This is a genomic window from Streptomyces pactum (assembly GCF_016031615.1).
Taxonomy (GTDB): Bacteria; Actinomycetota; Actinomycetes; order Streptomycetales; family Streptomycetaceae; genus Streptomyces; species Streptomyces pactus.
Map to the genome: position 1 here is coordinate 4,950,527 of NZ_JACYXC010000001.1, position 14,755 is coordinate 4,965,281.

Here is a 14,755-nt window from a genome sequence, read left to right on the forward strand (position 1 = left end):
GGGCCGATGACCCATCCGGAGGAACCGGCGCCCGGACCGGCGGCGCCGCTGCTCGACGTCCGCGACCTGCGGGTGGAGTTCCGCACCCGGGACGGGGTCGCCAAGGCTGTCAACGGCGTCACCTACGACGTGGCCGCCGGGGAGACGCTCGCCGTGCTCGGCGAGTCCGGCTCCGGCAAGTCGGTCACCGCCCAGGCCATCATGGGCATCCTCGACTCCCCGCCCGGCTACGTCACCGGCGGGCAGGTCCTCTTCCAGGGCCGCGACCTGCTGCGCGCCGGCGCCGAGGAGCGCCGCAAGGTGCGCGGGGCGAAGATGGCGATGATCTTCCAGGACGCGCTCTCCTCGCTGAACCCGGTGCACACCGTCGGCGCACAGCTGGGCGAGATGTTCCAGGTGCACCGCGGCCTGTCCCGCAAGGAGGCCCGGACGAAGGCGATCGAGCTGATGGACCGGGTGCGCATCCCGGCCGCCAGGCAGCGGGTCGGCGACTATCCGCACCAGTTCTCCGGTGGTATGCGGCAGCGCATCATGATCGCGATGGCGCTGGCGCTGGAGCCGGACCTGATCATCGCGGACGAGCCGACCACGGCGCTGGACGTGACGGTGCAGGCGCAGGTGATGGACCTGCTCGCGGAGCTGCAGCGCGAGTTCACCATGGGTCTGATCCTGATCACCCACGACCTGGGTGTGGTCGCGGACGTGGCCGACAAGATCGCGGTGATGTACGCGGGCCGGATCGTGGAGACCGCTCCGGTGCACGAGCTGTACAAGCGGCCCGCCCACCCCTACACCCAGGGGCTGCTGGACTCCATCCCCCGGGTGGACCTCAAGGGCCGCGAGCTGTACGCGATCAAGGGACTGCCGCCCAACCTCACCGCCATCCCGCCCGGCTGCCCGTTCAACCCGCGCTGCCCCCGCGTCCAGGACGTGTGCCGCACCGACCGGCCGCCGCTGTACCCGGTCACCGAGGACGACGGCACCGAGCTGCCCGGACGCGCCAGCGCGTGCCACTTCTGGAGGGACGAGCTCCATGACCGCTGAGGAGCCCACCCCGGCCCCGGCCGCCGGCACCGCCGCGCCGCGCGAGCCGATCCTCGAAGTCCGCGACCTCGCCAAGCTCTACCCGCTCACCCAGGGCATCGTCCTCAAGAAGAAGATCGGCGCGGTTCGGGCCGTGGACACCGTCTCCTTCGACCTGGGGCGCGGCGAGACGCTGGGGGTGGTGGGCGAGTCCGGGTGCGGCAAGTCCACCCTCGCCCGGCTCCTGGTCCACCTGGAGCGGCCCACGTCCGGGACCATCCGCTTCAAGGGCGAGGACGTGACCCGGCTGTCCGGGCGCGCGCTGAAGGCGGTCCGCCGCAACATCCAGATGGTCTTCCAGGACCCGTACACCTCGCTCAACCCGCGGATGACGGTCGGCGACATCATCGGGGAGCCGTTCGAGATCCACCCCGAGGTGGCCCCCAAGGGCGACCGGCGCCGCCGGGTCCAGGAACTCCTCGACGTGGTCGGCCTCAACCCCGAGTACATCAACCGCTACCCGCACCAGTTCTCCGGCGGCCAGCGGCAGCGCATCGGCATCGCCCGCGGTCTCGCGCTGCGCCCGGAGATCATCGTCGCCGACGAGCCGGTCTCCGCGCTCGACGTCTCGGTCCAGGCCCAGGTGGTGAACCTGCTGGAGCGGCTGCAGGACGAGTTCGACCTCTCCTACCTCTTCATCGCCCACGACCTGTCGGTGGTGCGGCACATCTCCGACCGGGTCGCGGTGATGTACCTGGGGCGCTTCGTCGAGATCGGCACCGACGCGCAGATCTACCGGCACCCCACCCACCCGTACACCCAGGCGCTGCTCTCCGCGGTGCCGGTGCCCGACCCGGCGGCCCGGGCCGGCCGCGAGCGCATCCTGCTGTCGGGGGACGTGCCGTCACCGGCCAACCCGCCCTCCGGCTGCCGGTTCCGCACCCGCTGCTGGAAGGCGCGCGAGCGGTGCGCGGAACAGGTTCCGCTGCTCGCCGTACCCACCCTCTTCCGGAACACCGGCGCCCCGGTCGACCACCCGTCGGCCTGCCACTTCGCCGAGGAGCGGCCGGTGGTCCCGGGACCGGGGGGACGTCCGCCCGCCCCGGCGGGGCGCGGCGGACCACCGGGGGCGGGCGGCGCGCGGCCGGATGGCGAGCCCCCCTCCAACTCGCCCAACGACCCCTGACCGCCCGCGCCCCGGTGGACGTGCCGGCCCCGGCCCCGCCCGGACGGCGGGGCCGGAGCGCGGCCCGTGGATCAGTGGCAGTTCTTCGCGCCGCCCTCGCGCCCGGTCCAGGAGCACGAGTCGCGCAGGACGCCGTTGGGCTTGATCAGCCGGGCCTTGTCGCCGGTGTTGTTCCACACGTACGAACCGCGGCCCCAGTACACGACGCCGGCGCCGTTGGTGCCCTTGCCGGTGCGGACCTTGACGGTCTTCCCGGCACCGATCCGGTAGCTGCCGAAGGTGTAGGTGTAGCCGGTGTTGTCCTTGAGCTTGTAGCCCTTCAGCTGGATCGCCGAGCTGCTGTTGTTGTGGATGTTGACCCACTCGGCGTTGAGCGAACTGTTGGTACGGGTGTCCCGGCCCGGGCTGTCGTACTGGATGTAGCCCAGGTGCAGCCCGCCCTGGTGCGGGGCGGCGTGGGCGGAGGCGGCCGGCAGCAGCGTCACGGCGAGCGCGGCGGCGGCGGTGACGGCGGGCAGGACGGCGCGTATGCGCAAGGGAATCTCCTCGGAGGTCACGAAGGCGCGAGGGGGCGGCGAGAGAGGAGCGTACACACCATCTACACACCGTGATGAAGAAATGGAGAATCCGGGACGTCCCGAGGCGGGCGGCCCGGCACCCCACCGGAACCGGAGGTACCGCCATGACCCCCACCAGCACCGAGTTCGCGTACGTCACGGCCATCCGCACCACCCCCGAACGGCTGTGGCGGGCCCTGACCGACCCCGCCGACATCCGCCGCTACCACGAGGGCACCGGCCCCGACTCCGACTGGACCCCCGGCGCCCCGGTGCGCTGGCGGATGAGCCCCGACGCCGAGTACCGCGACTACGGCCAGCGGGTCCTGGCGGCCGAACCCCGCCGCCGGCTCTCCTACACCTGGCACAACTACGAACCCGAGATCGCCGCCCTCTTCGGCTGGAGCGACGAGAAGCTGGCCGAACTCCGCCAGGAGCGGATCTCCAAGGTCACCTTCGAGATCAGCCCGCTCGGCGCCGAGGTCACCCGACTGGCCGTGGTGCACGACGACTTCGAGCCGGGCAGCGAGATGCTGAAGGGCGTCAGCGAGGGGTGGCCGCTCATCCTGTCCAGCCTCAAGACCCTGCTGGAAACGGGCGAGCCCCTGCCGCCCCTGGACTTCTCCGCCACCGAGGCCTGACACCCTGCCCGAATCCCTCGGCGCTCCGGTCCGGTCCGGTGAGGTGAGTACCCGTACTCATGATGCGGTTGGCGGCCGTCCCTACGATGAGTCGCCGTGGGACGGCGCCAAGCGAACTGGGGCCGGACGCTGTCCGTGACGGCGGCAATCAGGGGTGATGAAAGCTGAGCGGGAGATGGATTCGTTCGGCGCTCGCTGCCGTCACGGTGTTCCTGTGCACCGCGGCGTGCGGCTTCGTGGGTGATTCGCGTGATGCGTCGGAAGAAGTGCACCCGGCCGTGGCGGAAAAGCGGGCACGCCAGTTGTCCAGCGGCCTCTTTGACCTGACGGCGCTTCGGGGCAAGGCGCTCGGGGGCGGCCCCGGCATCTCCGCCGGTGAGGAAAGCCAGGACTACTCGGTACAGCACTTCTGGTCCATCTCGGGTGCGCCGCCGGATGAGCTGACGCAAGGCTTCGAGCGTCTGCGTGAAGACCTGCCCGGTGCGGGGTGGCGCATCACTCGATACGGGCGGGCCAATTCACAGGCTGGGCAGATGGAGATCGAAGCTCTTCACGAGAAGGACGGATACTCCGTTTCGGTCGAGCTTTTGATCAGGAGTACGAGGAAGGGCCGGCACCCCGGTGCTTCCAAGGACGACATGATCCATTTCTCGGTCGCATCGCCGGAGTACCGGGCCCCGGAAGGGGTCGACCCCGACGATTACTGATATCCGCCCGGGTCACCCACCGGTGCGGTCGGCACCGCGGAGCCGGTCCCGAATGCCTCAGGGACGGGCTCCGGGAGGTGGCAGGCCGTCAGGTGGCCGTCGGCGTTCCCTGCCAGCCGCACCAGCGGCGGCTCCTCACGGGCGCAGATCTCCTCCGCCTTCCAGCAGCGGGTGCGGAAGCGGCAGCCGGAGGGGACGTGGACGGGGGAGGGCACGTCGCCGGTGAGGCGGATGCGTTCGCGGCGGGCGGGGCGGCCGGGCGGGGCGGCGCCGGGGGCGTCCCCGGCCGAGGCGTCCCCGGCCCAGGCGGCGCCGGGCGAGGCGGCGCCGGGCGGCCCGGCGTCGATCAGCGCGTCGGCCTCGGGCACGGCGGAGAGCAGCGCGTGGGTGTACGGGTGCCGCGGCCGGGCGTAGATCGCCTCCCGGTCACCGACCTCCACGACCTTCCCCAGGTACATCACCGCCACCCGCTGCGAGAAGTGCCGCACCACCGCCAGGTCGTGGGCGATGAAGACGAAGGCGATGCCCAGGTCGCGCTGGAGGTCCTTGAGCAGGTTGACCACCTGGGCCTGGATGGAGACGTCCAGCGCCGAGACCGGTTCGTCGGCGACGATCAGCCGGGGCTCCAGCGCCAGGGCGCGGGCGACGCCGATGCGCTGGCGCTGGCCGCCGGAGAACTCGTGCGGGAAGCGGTTGTAGTGCTCGGGGCTGAGCCCCACGGTCTCCAGCAGTTCGCGGACCCGCTTCTCCCGGCCGCCGGGCGGCCGGATGCCGTTGATCTCCATCGGGCCGGAGATGATCGTGCCCACCGTCTGCCTCGGGTTGAGCGACGAGTAGGGGTCCTGGAAGATCATCTGGATCTGGGAGCGGACCGGCGCCAGGGCGCGGCGCCCCGCGTGGGTGATGTCCTGGCCCCGGTAGTGGAGGGTCCCCGAGGTCGGCTCCAGCAGCCGGGTCAGCAGCCGGCCGGTGGTGGACTTGCCGCAGCCCGACTCGCCGACCAGCCCGAAGCTCTCGCCCTCGTGGACGGTCAGGTCGATGCCGTCCACCGCGTGCACCGACCCGACCCGCCGTCTGAACGGGAAGCCCCCCATGACGGGGAAGTGCTTCACCAGTTTCCGTGCCACGAGGAGTTCCTCGGTCATCGGCTCCTCCGCAGGTTCCGGCGCTGTTCGGCGGTGAGGTGGCAGGCGGCGCCCCGCCCGCCGGCGGACGGTTCCGGCGGCAGCGACGGCCGTTCCCCGCCGCACCGGTCGGGGCCGGCCTCGGCGGTGAAGGCGCACCGCGGGTGGAAGGGGCACCCGGCCGGCGGGCTGAGCAGGCTGGGCGGGGCGCCGGGGATGGGGGTCAGCGGGGCGTCGGGCGCGCCGGTGAGCCGGGGGCATGGAGTCCAGCAGCCCCCAGGTGTAGGGGTGGCGGGGTTCCCGGAGCACCTCGCGGACCGGGCCCCGTTCCACCGCCCGCCCCGCGTACATCACCAGCAGGTCGTCGGCGACCTCGGCCACCACGCCCAGGTCGTGGGTGATGAGGATGATCGCGGAGCCGAACTCCCGCTGGAGGTCCTGGAGCAGGTCGAGGATCTGCGCCTGCACCGTCACGTCCAGGGCGGTGGTCGGCTCGTCGGCGATCAGCAGGTCGGGGTTGTTCACCAGCGCCATGGCGATCATCGCGCGCTGCCGCATCCCGCCGGAGAACTGGTGCGGGTAGTCGTCCACCCGCCGCCCGGCCTCCGGGATGCCGACCTTGGCGAGCATCTCCACGGCCCGCCGGCGCGCCTCCCGCCGGCTCGCACCGGTGTGCTTGCGGTACGGCTCGGCGATCTGCCGGCCCACCGTGTAATAGGGCGAGAGGGCGGTGAGCGAGTCCTGGAAGATCATCGCCATGGTGTTGCCGCGCAGCTTCTCCAGGGTCCGCTCCGGGGCCCCGGTCAGCTCCTGGCCGGCCAGCCGTATGTGGCCCCGCACCGTGGTGTGGCGCGGGTCGTGCAGCCCGAGGACGGCGAGGTTGGTGACGGACTTCCCGGACCCGGACTCCCCGACGATGCCCAGGGTCCGGCCGCGCGGCAGGTCGAAGGAGAGCCCGTCCACCGCCTTGACCGTGCCGTCCTCGGTGTGGAAGTGGACGTACAGGTCGCGGACGGAGAGGAAGGCGTCGTCCCCGGCGCCGGGCGGGGGCCCGGGCGCGGCGGCCGGGGTCGGTTCGGTGCTGCTGCTGGTCACGGTGTCGCTCCTAGGCGAGGCGTACGCGCGGGTCGATGACCGCGTACAGCGCGTCCACGATGATGTTGGCCACGACGATCGCGGTGCAGCTGAAGAGCATCACGCCCATCAGCATCGGCAGGTCCTTCTCCGCCACCGACTCCACCGCGAGCCGGCCCAGCCCGTGCAGCGTGAAGGTGAACTCGGTGACCATCGCGCCGCCGAACAGCGACCCCATGTCGATGCCGACGATGGTGACGATGGGCGCCATCGCGCCGCGCCAGGCGTACCGGAAGAAGACCGTGCGGCCCGACATGCCCTTGGCGCGGGCGGTCCGCACGTGGTCCTCGTTCAGCTGCTCGATCATCTGGGAGCGGGTCATCCGGCTGTAGTTGGCGATGAAGATGATCGACAGCACCAGCCAGGGCAGCAGCATCCCCCCGGCCCACCGCAGCGGATCGTCGGTGAACGGGAAGTACTCCGGGCGCGGGATCAGCCCCCAGGAGTCCACCAGCAGCCACAGCGCGATGGTGCCCACGAAGTAGATCTGCAGCGAGTTGCCGATCAGGGAGAGCGAACTGAAGAACTTGTCGGTGAGGGTGCCGCGGCGGGCGGCGGCGATCATGCCGATGGAGACCCCGATGACCAGGAAGACCACCGCCCCGCCGAACGCCAGGGACAGGGTGGTCGGGTAGCGGTCGAGGATGGTCTCCCACACCGGCTGGGAGTTGCGGAACGAGTAGCCCAGGCACGGCGCGGAGCAGTGCCCGATGTCGAAGTCCCGGCCGGCGAAGATCCCCACCAGGTAGTGCCAGTACTGCACCGGGACCGGGTCGTCCAGCCCCAGGTTCTCGTTGATCAGCGCCAGGGCGTCCGGCCCGCAGTTCTTCCCGCAGGCCAGCTGGGCCGGTTCGGAGGGCAGGGCGAAGAAGAGGAAGAACGTGATGGCGCTGATCAGCAGGACGATGACGATCGCGCCGAGGGTGCGGCGCAGCAGGAATCGGAGCATGGCGTCGCGGATCTTCCGGTACGGGCGCCGTGGCGGCCAGACGGATCGGACGGGTGGGTGGGTGCCCCGGCCCGCGGGCGGCGGGTGGCGGTCCAGGGGCACCCGGTCGTGGAGCCGGGCGGTGGTGCACCGGCGGGGTTCGGCCGGTGGCGGTCCGGGCGGGGCGGGCGGCGGCGGGCCCGGCCCGCACCACGCGGGTGACGGCGCACCCGGCCCGCATCACCCGGCCCGCCCCCGCCCGGCCCGCCCGGTGGACGGTGCGGACCGGCGGCCGGCTGCCCGGGCCCCCGCTACCTGACGAACACGCTCCGGGGGTCGGCGGTGCCGTAGACGGAGTGGTACTTCACCCCGCCGATGCCCTCGCCCCAGATGGACCACTGCCGGTTGTAGAAGATCGGGACCGCCGGGACGTCCTCGACCAGGATCTTCTCCGCGAGCGCCACCCACTGGGCGGCTGCCTTCTCCACGTCGGTGATCCGGCTGATCCGGTCGATCTCCGCGTCCACCTCACCGTTGCGCAGGTGCCAGTAGTTCTGGTTGCCGTCGGAGACGTTGCGGCCGTCGAACAGCGGCGGCACCACGGTGGAGCCGACCGGCCAGTCGGCGCCCCAGGAGGCCCGGTAGATGTCGAAGGTGTTGTCCACCTTGGAGATCTCGGTGGAGTAGTTGTTGGAGTCGATCTCCTTCTTCTCCACGCTGAACCCGGCCCGCTCCAGCGCCTGGGTGACCACCACCGAGATCTTCTGGTACTCGGTGGTGTTCGGGTACGCGTAGACGATCTTCTGGCCCTCCTTGCCGGCCTCCTTCAGCAGTTTCCGGGCCGTGGCGACGTCACCGGCCGGGAACTTCTTCTTCCGGTACGGGTCGATGTCCTTCCACCCCGCCAGCGACGGGGCCAGCAGGTTGCCCGCCACCTGGCCGGCGCGCGGGCCGCCGAGCTGGCCGAGGATCTGCGCGTTGGGCAGCGCGTACGCCAGCGCCTGCCGGACCTTCCGGTCCGTGATCCGCGACATGTTGATGGCCATGTAGTCCACGTACGGCTGCACCTCGTTGAAGGTGCGGTCCTTGGCCGAGGCGTCCTTCAGGACGGTCGGGCCGGTCTCCACGGTGACGGCGTTGGTGAACGACATGGCGTTCCGGTCGCTGCCCCGCCCGGCCAGCAGCCGCCGGGAGGAGTCCGGCTCCTGCACCCCGAAGCGGATGTCGAACCGGTCCGGGTACTGGTGGCGCACCGGGTCGGTCTTCGGGTCCCACCGGTCGTTGCGGACCAGCACCAGCTGCTTGCCCGCCTTCTGGGTGCCGATCTTGTACGGGCCGGAGGACAGCGGGCGGCGGTCGTAGGCCTGCCCGGGGTCCTTGCCCGGTTCGTCGGGCACCGCTCCGATGTTGGGCATCGCCACCGCGTACGGGGTGTCCGCGTGCGGCTCCTTGAAGTGGAACACCACCGTCCGGTCGTCGGGGGTGTCCAGCACGTCGGCGGGCAGGTGGTCGCCCTTGTACGGGCCGTCCGGCAGCGCCTCGCGGAAGGACTGCCCGGCGCCGGAGAGCCACTGCGGAATGAACTGCGGCCCGTCGGTGGCCCACTTGGCGTAGAGCCGCTCGACGCTCTGCCGCACGTCGGCGGAGGTGATCGGTGAGCCGTCCTCGAACTTCAGCCCCTTCTTCAGGGTGTAGGTCCAGGTCCGGCCGCCGTCGGAGGGGGTGCCGGTGTCGGTGGCCAGGTCGCCGACGAGGGTCACCTTGCCGTTCGCGTCGATCTTGTACGTGGTCAGCGTCCGGTTGTACAGGGTCTGCGCGGTGAGCTGGTCGGCGTAGTAGATCTGGGCCGGGTCCAGATAGGTGAAGGCGTCGCGCTGCAGGACGTTGACCGTGCCGCCCTTCCGGGCGCCGGGCACCGGGGCGGCCGGGCCGGTGGAGTCGGCCTTGCTGCCCAGCGAGTAGTTCTCCGCCCGGTTCTTGTCCGGGCCGGACCGGGGCGTGGCGTCCGTACCGCCGCTGCCGCCTCCGCCGCTGCTGCACGCGGTGAGGACCAGGGCCCCGGCCGCCACGGCGACCACGGCCGGCCGTACCCGCTGTCTGAAGGATGACGAGGGTGACGTCATGGTGGTGTGCACCTGCCTCACACTGAGCGGCCGACGTGGCCTAGCGCTTCGTCTTCGGATCGAACGCGTCCCGGACCGAGTCCCCCAGCAGGTTGAAGGCGACCACGAAGATCACCATGGCGATGCCGGGGAAGAACATGTAGGTGATGTCGTTCTGGTAGTGGCGGGCGCCGGTGGCGAACATCCGGCCCCAGTCGGGGGTCGGCTCCACGATGCCGACCCCGAGGTAGGACAGCCCGGCCTCGGCGGTCACGAAGGCCGGCAGCATCAGCGTCGACTGGACCAGGATCGGGGTCCACAGGTTCGGCAGCAGCTCCTTGCGGATGATCCGCCAGGGTGAGGCGCCGGTGACCTTGGCTGCCTCGATGAACTCCCTCTCCCGCAGGCTGAGCACCTGGCCGCGCAGGAGCCGGGCCAGCCCCATCCAGCCCAGCGCCCACATCACCAGGATCAGGGTGACCACCCGCAGCGCGGTGGAGGTCTCCTCCTCCTCGCTGACGAACAGGGCGTAGACCACCGGGGTGAACGCCACGAACGACAGCTGGGCGGGGAACGCCAGCAGCAGGTCGATGAACCGGCCCAGGAAGTAGTCGGTCCGCCCGCCGAGGTACCCGGCGGTCACCCCCACCACGATCCCGGTGATCACGCACAGCACGGTCACCGCGGTGGCGATCAGCAGCGAGGTGCGGATGCCGTACAGCAGCTGGGTGAAGACGTCCCGCCCCAGCTGCGGTTCGATGCCGAACCAGAACTCCCCGTCGATGCCCCCGTTCGGCTTGACCGGGTACGAGAACTCGTTGAGCAGCCCCGGCCGGTCGAGCCCGTAGGTGGTGTACGGGTTCTTCCCGTACAGCCAGGAGATCACCGGGGCCAGCAGCGCCAGCGCGAAGAAGACCAGCACCACGCAGGCGGAGATCACCCCGGTGCGGTCACGGGTGAAGCGGCGCCACATCAGCCGGCCGGGGGAGCGGCCCTCGGCCGGGGACGGAAGACCGGCGGCGGCGTCGGCGACCGGTGCCGCCGCCCCGGCGGAAGCCGCCGGGGATTCCCCCGCCCGGGACGGACTCGTCATCGCTCAGTGCCCCCCGCAGTTCTCCTCGCGTCGTGCACCAGAGCCCTCGCTCGGGTAGAGCGGACTTTCGCAACCCCCGCAACTGCCGGTCAATAGGCCGGAGTTGGTCAATGCGGCCGGGCCTGTGTTCTTGGTCGAAGGGTGAACGGATCGACGCCGCCACGTGCTTGACAGGGTCGTGATCACATGGCGGTGGGGTGGCGAACGGGCGTCGGACGCGTTGACTCCGGGTCAACCCGGCCCCTCGCGGACGCCACCTCCGCCGGCCGCCGTATCCGCCCGGTCACCCCTCGCACCCGTTTTCGCTTCCGCGTGGTTCCGGGCCCCGCGCCGGGGAAATACCTACAGGCATGGGCCAGGGACGGACACTCACGCGCCAGGCACGCGTCGTCGGGGCGGTCCTCTGCGCCGCGCTCGCACTGCTCTCGTCGGCCTGGATCATCCGGGACCTCGGCGAGGCCGACGAACCCGGCGACCTGTGGTGGACCTGGGCCGGTCTGCCGTACCGCACCTCGACCGTCCTGTTCGGCTCCGCCCTGGCCGACCTGGTCCTGGTGGTGCTCGCGCTCTTCGCCGCCGGTGCCGCGCTGCGCACACCCTCCGCGGCCGGCGCCCTCGGCTCCCTCGGCCTGATCGCCGTGGCGCTGCGGCTGCCCCTGCTGTGGACCGTGGACGACGACTGGGGCGAGCGCCTGGGCGCCGCCGACGGGCTGCTGACCCGCGCCACCCTCAGCGGCTGGGCGGCGGTGGCCCTGGGGACCGCGCTGCTGCTGACCGCGGTCGTCGGCGGCCGTCCGGCCGCTCCGCCCGGCGGGTACGAGGTCCCGCCCGCCGACCGTGCCCCCGCCGTGCCCGGTCCGGGCGTGGCCGCCGCCGGCGCCCTGGTCCTCGCCGCGACGGGCGTGGTCCTCGCCGCCTGGCAGTTCTACTGGGCGCAGGAGCTGGAGTGGGAACGGTACGAGGCGCTGATCACCGGCGAGGGCCTGTTCATCACCCTGCTCGCCACCCCGCCCGCCTGGTCCGCCTGGGCGGCGGTGCTGCTCGCGCTGGCCGCCGCCGTGGCGACCGCGCGCCGCGCCGCGTACGCGCGGCCCCTGGGCATGATGACCGGGGCGCTGGTCCTGCTCGACGGGATATCGGGCACCGCCGTGTACTTCAAGGTGGAGTACATCGAGCACTTCGACGAACTGCCCACCACCGAGACGCTCGGCGTGCTCACCTCCTTCTTCGAGGTGCTGGCCGGCTTCCTGGCCCTGGTGCTGCTCGCCCAGCGCGGGGTGCCGCACCCCGGGTACGGCCCGCCCGGCGGGTACGGCCGGCCCGTGGGCGCCGGCGGGTACGGCACGGGCTCCGGCGGTTACGGCGACACGGCCGGCGGTTACGGCGACGGGCCGGGCGGGTACGGCACCCCGGCCTCCGGTGGCTACGGCCACGGACCGGGCGGTCACGGGTACGGCACCGGGCCGGGCGGTCACGGGTACGGCAACGGGCCGGGCGGGTACGGCGGCGGCCACGGCACGCCGGCCGGGTACGGGTACGGGGACGACGCCGGGCCGCCGGGCGGCGGACCCGGGTCGGCCCATCCGCCCGAGCCGCCGGTTCCCCCGCGGCCCCCGGACCCGCCGCCGTCCGGCTGGTGACCCGCGCCGGCCGGACCGGACGGTGACCGCCGGCCGGACCGGACGGTGACCGGCCGGGCCCGCGCCGCCCCCGGGCCCGGGCACCGGTCCCGGTCCCAGATGGTCCCGGCCTGCCGCCCGGCCACCCGCCGCCGACAGGCCGCCGGCCCGGGCTCAGGCCTCGTGCCGGGGCAGCCCCAGGGCCCGCTTGAGGAAGTCCACCTGGAGCAGCAGCAGGTTCTCGGCGACCTGCTCCTGCGGGGTCATGTGGGTGACCCCGGTCAGCGGCAGCACCTCGTGCGGGCGGCCCGCCGCGAGCAGCGCGGAGGACAGCCGCAGCGAGTGCGCCACCACCACGTTGTCGTCGGCCAGCCCGTGCACGATCATCATCGGCCGGGCCGGTCCGGCGGCCTCCACCAGACCCTCGTCGGTGACCAGCGAGTTGGCCGCGTAGACGGCGGGCTGCTCGTCCGGGTGGCCCAGGTACCGCTCGGTGTAATGGGTGTCGTAGAGCCGGAAGTCGGTGACCGGCGCGCCGACGATGCCCGCGTGGAACACGTCCGGCCGGCGGAGCACCGCCAGCCCGGCCAGGTAACCGCCGTACGACCAGCCCCGGATGGCCACCCGGTCCAGGTCCAGCGGGTGATCCGCGGCGAGCGCGTGCAGGGCGGCCACCTGGTCCTCCAGGGTCACCCCGGCGAAGTCGTCGCGGATCGCCTTCTCCCAGGCGGGGGAGCGCCCCGGGGTGCCCCGGCCGTCCGCGACGATCACCGCGAACCCCTGGTCGGCGAACCACTGCGAGGTCAGGTGCGCGTTGTGCGCGGCCACCACCCGCTGCCCGTGCGGCCCGCCGTACGGGTCCATCAGCACCGGGAGCGGCCCGTCCGCCGGGCGGTGGTCACGGGGCAGCAGCACCGCGCAGGGGATCCGGTGTTCACCGGCGCACACCAGCCGGGGCCGGGCCTCGATCAGCGGGCGCTCGGCGTGGGAGGCGATCGGCACCGGCCGCCGGTCGTCCGTCCCGTCCCCGGGGCGGACCACCTCATGCCGGGCGCCCGGGCCGTCCACAGTGGCGTACGAGCGCACCAGGACCCGGGTGCCGCGCACCGCCGACTCGACCATCGGCGCGGTGTCCTCGCTGATCGGCTCCCAGCCGGCCGGCTTGTCGCCGGGCCCGGCCGCGGCGGTCCGGCCCGCGCCGTCCGCCCCTCGGACACCGTTCGGGTCCGCGTCCCCGCCCGCGGGCCCGAACGGCGCCCGGTACACCCTGATCTCGCCCGGCCGGTCCGCCGACCGGTCCGCCCCGCCCTGTGACGCGGAGAACAGCACGTCCTCCGCCCCCACGTCGAGCACCGCGCGCACGTGGAGTTCCGCCGTGGTCAGCTCCCGGTCCCCGACCATCAGCACCCGGCCGCCGGGCGTGCCGTCCGGACCCGCCGGCCGGTCGGTGATCCGCACCAGCCGGCCGTCCGGCGTCCACGCGGGCACCCCGGGGAAAAGATCGAGCCAGTCCGGGTCCTCCTCGGTGTGCAGCGTCGCGGTCCGGCCGGTGCCGGTGTCCACCGTGAGGTACGCCTGCGAGCGCTGGTCGCGGGCCTGCACCAGCAGCAGCGGCGGGCCGTACGCCGACCAGTGCACCCGGGCCAGGTAGGGGTGGCGGTCCCGGTCCCACACCACCTCGGTCCGGGCCCCGTCCAGGCCCATCAGGAACAGCCGCACCTCGGCGTTGGGCGTGCCCGCCGCCGGGTAGGCGACCTCGGCCGGCGGTTCGGCGGGCCGGGCCGGGTCGGCGATCCACCAGCGCCGCACCGGGGCGTCGTCCACCCGGGCGACCAGCAGCGACTCCCCGTCCGGTGACCACCAGAAGCCCCGGGTGCGGTCCATCTCCTCGGCGGCGATGAACTCGGCCGCCCCGTAGCCGACGGTGGGCGACTCCGGTTCGGCCAGCGCCCGGTCACCGCCGCCGTCGGCGTCCACCACCCGCAGCGCACCGCCGGCCAGGTAGCCGATCCGGCAGCCGTCCGGGGAGGGCCGGGGGTCCACCACCGGGCCCGGCACCGGCAGTTCGGCCGCCGCGCCGGTCCGCAGGTCGGCCCGGAACAACCGTCCGGAGAGCGCGAACGCAGCCGTCTCCACGGCCCGGTCCACCGCGTACCCGACCACGCCGGCCGCGCCCTCGCGGCTGCGTTCGCGCCGCGCCCGCTCCTCGGCGGACAGCTCCTCGCGCGCCCCGCCCAGCAGCTCCGCCGGGTCCGCGGCCGGGAACTCCCGTCCCTCCGCGAGGTCGAGGACCCACAGCAGATTGGCTCGATCCGTACCCGTGCGGGAACGGAGGAAGACCACCCGCGCGTCATCCGGGGAGACGGTGAAGGCGCGGGGGGTGCCCAGGGTGAACCGCTGCGTGCGGGCGTGCTGCCGGGGGAACGACGGAACTCCGGTCGTCTGCTGTGTCATATGGCGAGATTACGGCCCCCGGGCGCATCCGGCCCGGTCCGCCCGCCGGACGGCGCCGACCTGCGACGACCGTGACTCCTGGGGCTCAACTGGCAAGTGCGAACAGGCATGCGCCCCTGTCATGCTCCCGTGCACCGAGCCGTGCGCAGGCAGGCATCGTTATGATCCACTGCGCATAGTGGGTATG

Annotated in this window: 11 protein-coding genes and 1 pseudogene; 5 read left to right on the forward strand and 7 right to left on the reverse strand. The window is 72.8% G+C overall.

Annotation, left to right across the window (positions count from 1 at the left end; translation table 11 throughout):
• The first annotated feature begins 6 nt into the window (after window positions 1–6).
• Entirely contained in the window at window positions 7–1,044 is a 1,038-nt protein-coding gene (locus IHE55_RS19435; protein WP_197990179.1) for an ABC transporter ATP-binding protein, read from the forward strand.
• Complete coding sequence (locus tag IHE55_RS19440; protein WP_197990180.1) at window positions 1,034–2,209, forward strand: ABC transporter ATP-binding protein; 1,176 nt, start codon at window positions 1,034–1,036, stop codon at window positions 2,207–2,209. The genes IHE55_RS19435 and IHE55_RS19440 overlap by 11 nt, the downstream gene beginning before the upstream one ends.
• 71 nt (window positions 2,210–2,280) lie before the next feature.
• Here IHE55_RS19440 and IHE55_RS19445 read toward each other — a convergent pair whose 3' ends face one another.
• Window positions 2,281–2,745, reverse strand: a complete 465-nt coding sequence (locus tag IHE55_RS19445) for a lamin tail domain-containing protein (RefSeq protein WP_197990181.1) — start codon at window positions 2,743–2,745, stop codon at window positions 2,281–2,283.
• A gap of 146 nt (window positions 2,746–2,891) precedes the next feature.
• On the opposite strand from IHE55_RS19445, the gene IHE55_RS19450 reads away from it, so the two are divergent.
• Both IHE55_RS19450 and IHE55_RS19455 read left to right on the forward strand, forming a co-directional pair.
• Complete coding sequence (locus IHE55_RS19450) at window positions 2,892–3,407, forward strand: SRPBCC family protein (protein ID WP_197990182.1); 516 nt, start codon at window positions 2,892–2,894, stop codon at window positions 3,405–3,407.
• A gap of 206 nt (window positions 3,408–3,613) precedes the next feature.
• The gene (locus tag IHE55_RS19455) at window positions 3,614–4,114 is read left to right on the forward strand and encodes a hypothetical protein (RefSeq protein ID WP_197990183.1); all 501 of its coding nucleotides are present in this window, start codon (window positions 3,614–3,616) and stop codon (window positions 4,112–4,114) included.
• On the opposite strand, the gene IHE55_RS19460 is transcribed toward IHE55_RS19455, so the two are convergent.
• The 5 genes and pseudogenes from IHE55_RS19460 to IHE55_RS19480 form a co-directional block, all read right to left on the reverse strand.
• Entirely contained in the window at window positions 4,108–5,259 is a 1,152-nt protein-coding gene (locus IHE55_RS19460) for an ABC transporter ATP-binding protein (protein ID WP_197990184.1), read from the reverse strand. The two genes, IHE55_RS19455 and IHE55_RS19460, sit on opposite strands and share 7 nt — an antisense overlap.
• Window positions 5,256–6,333: pseudogene (locus IHE55_RS19465) on the reverse strand (ABC transporter ATP-binding protein). Before IHE55_RS19465 ends, IHE55_RS19460 begins: the two are co-directional and overlap by 4 nt.
• A 10-nt stretch (window positions 6,334–6,343) precedes the next feature.
• The gene (locus IHE55_RS19470) at window positions 6,344–7,321 is read right to left on the reverse strand and encodes an ABC transporter permease (RefSeq protein ID WP_197990185.1); all 978 of its coding nucleotides are present in this window, start codon (window positions 7,319–7,321) and stop codon (window positions 6,344–6,346) included.
• Between the two features lie 290 nt (window positions 7,322–7,611).
• Window positions 7,612–9,423: an ABC transporter substrate-binding protein gene (locus IHE55_RS19475; RefSeq protein ID WP_197990186.1), complete on the reverse strand. Its 1,812-nt coding sequence runs from the start codon at window positions 9,421–9,423 to the stop codon at window positions 7,612–7,614.
• A 40-nt stretch (window positions 9,424–9,463) separates the two neighbouring features.
• A complete protein-coding gene (locus IHE55_RS19480) occupies window positions 9,464–10,495 on the reverse strand; it encodes an ABC transporter permease (RefSeq protein WP_197990187.1) in 1,032 nt (343 codons plus the stop codon).
• A 350-nt stretch (window positions 10,496–10,845) separates the two neighbouring features.
• Here IHE55_RS19480 and IHE55_RS19485 point away from each other — a divergent pair, with 350 nt between their 5' ends.
• Window positions 10,846–12,135, forward strand: coding sequence for a hypothetical protein (locus IHE55_RS19485; RefSeq protein ID WP_197990188.1), 1,290 nt, complete (start codon window positions 10,846–10,848; stop codon window positions 12,133–12,135).
• 153 nt (window positions 12,136–12,288) lie between these two features.
• Here IHE55_RS19485 and IHE55_RS19490 read toward each other — a convergent pair whose 3' ends face one another.
• On the reverse strand, window positions 12,289–14,568 hold the full coding sequence (locus tag IHE55_RS19490; protein WP_197990189.1) for a S9 family peptidase: 2,280 nt from the start codon (window positions 14,566–14,568) through the stop codon (window positions 12,289–12,291).
• Window positions 14,569–14,755: the final 187 nt, after the last annotated feature.

Excerpts from the sequence above, each read along its gene's own strand:
- IHE55_RS19475 (WP_197990186.1), bottom strand. The coding sequence starts at position 9,423 with ATGACGTCACCCTCGTCATCCTTCAGACAGCGGGTACGGCCGGCCGTG.
- IHE55_RS19450 (WP_197990182.1), top strand. The coding sequence starts at position 2,892 with ATGACCCCCACCAGCACCGAGTTCGCGTACGTCACGGCCATCCGCACC.
- IHE55_RS19435 (WP_197990179.1), top strand. The coding sequence starts at position 7 with ATGACCCATCCGGAGGAACCGGCGCCCGGACCGGCGGCGCCGCTGCTC.
- IHE55_RS19460 (WP_197990184.1), bottom strand. The coding sequence starts at position 5,259 with ATGACCGAGGAACTCCTCGTGGCACGGAAACTGGTGAAGCACTTCCCC.
- IHE55_RS19490 (WP_197990189.1), bottom strand. The coding sequence starts at position 14,568 with ATGACACAGCAGACGACCGGAGTTCCGTCGTTCCCCCGGCAGCACGCC.
- IHE55_RS19480 (WP_197990187.1), bottom strand. The coding sequence starts at position 10,495 with ATGACGAGTCCGTCCCGGGCGGGGGAATCCCCGGCGGCTTCCGCCGGG.
- IHE55_RS19485 (WP_197990188.1), top strand. The coding sequence starts at position 10,846 with ATGGGCCAGGGACGGACACTCACGCGCCAGGCACGCGTCGTCGGGGCG.
- IHE55_RS19470 (WP_197990185.1), bottom strand. The coding sequence starts at position 7,321 with ATGCTCCGATTCCTGCTGCGCCGCACCCTCGGCGCGATCGTCATCGTC.
- IHE55_RS19440 (WP_197990180.1), top strand. The coding sequence starts at position 1,034 with ATGACCGCTGAGGAGCCCACCCCGGCCCCGGCCGCCGGCACCGCCGCG.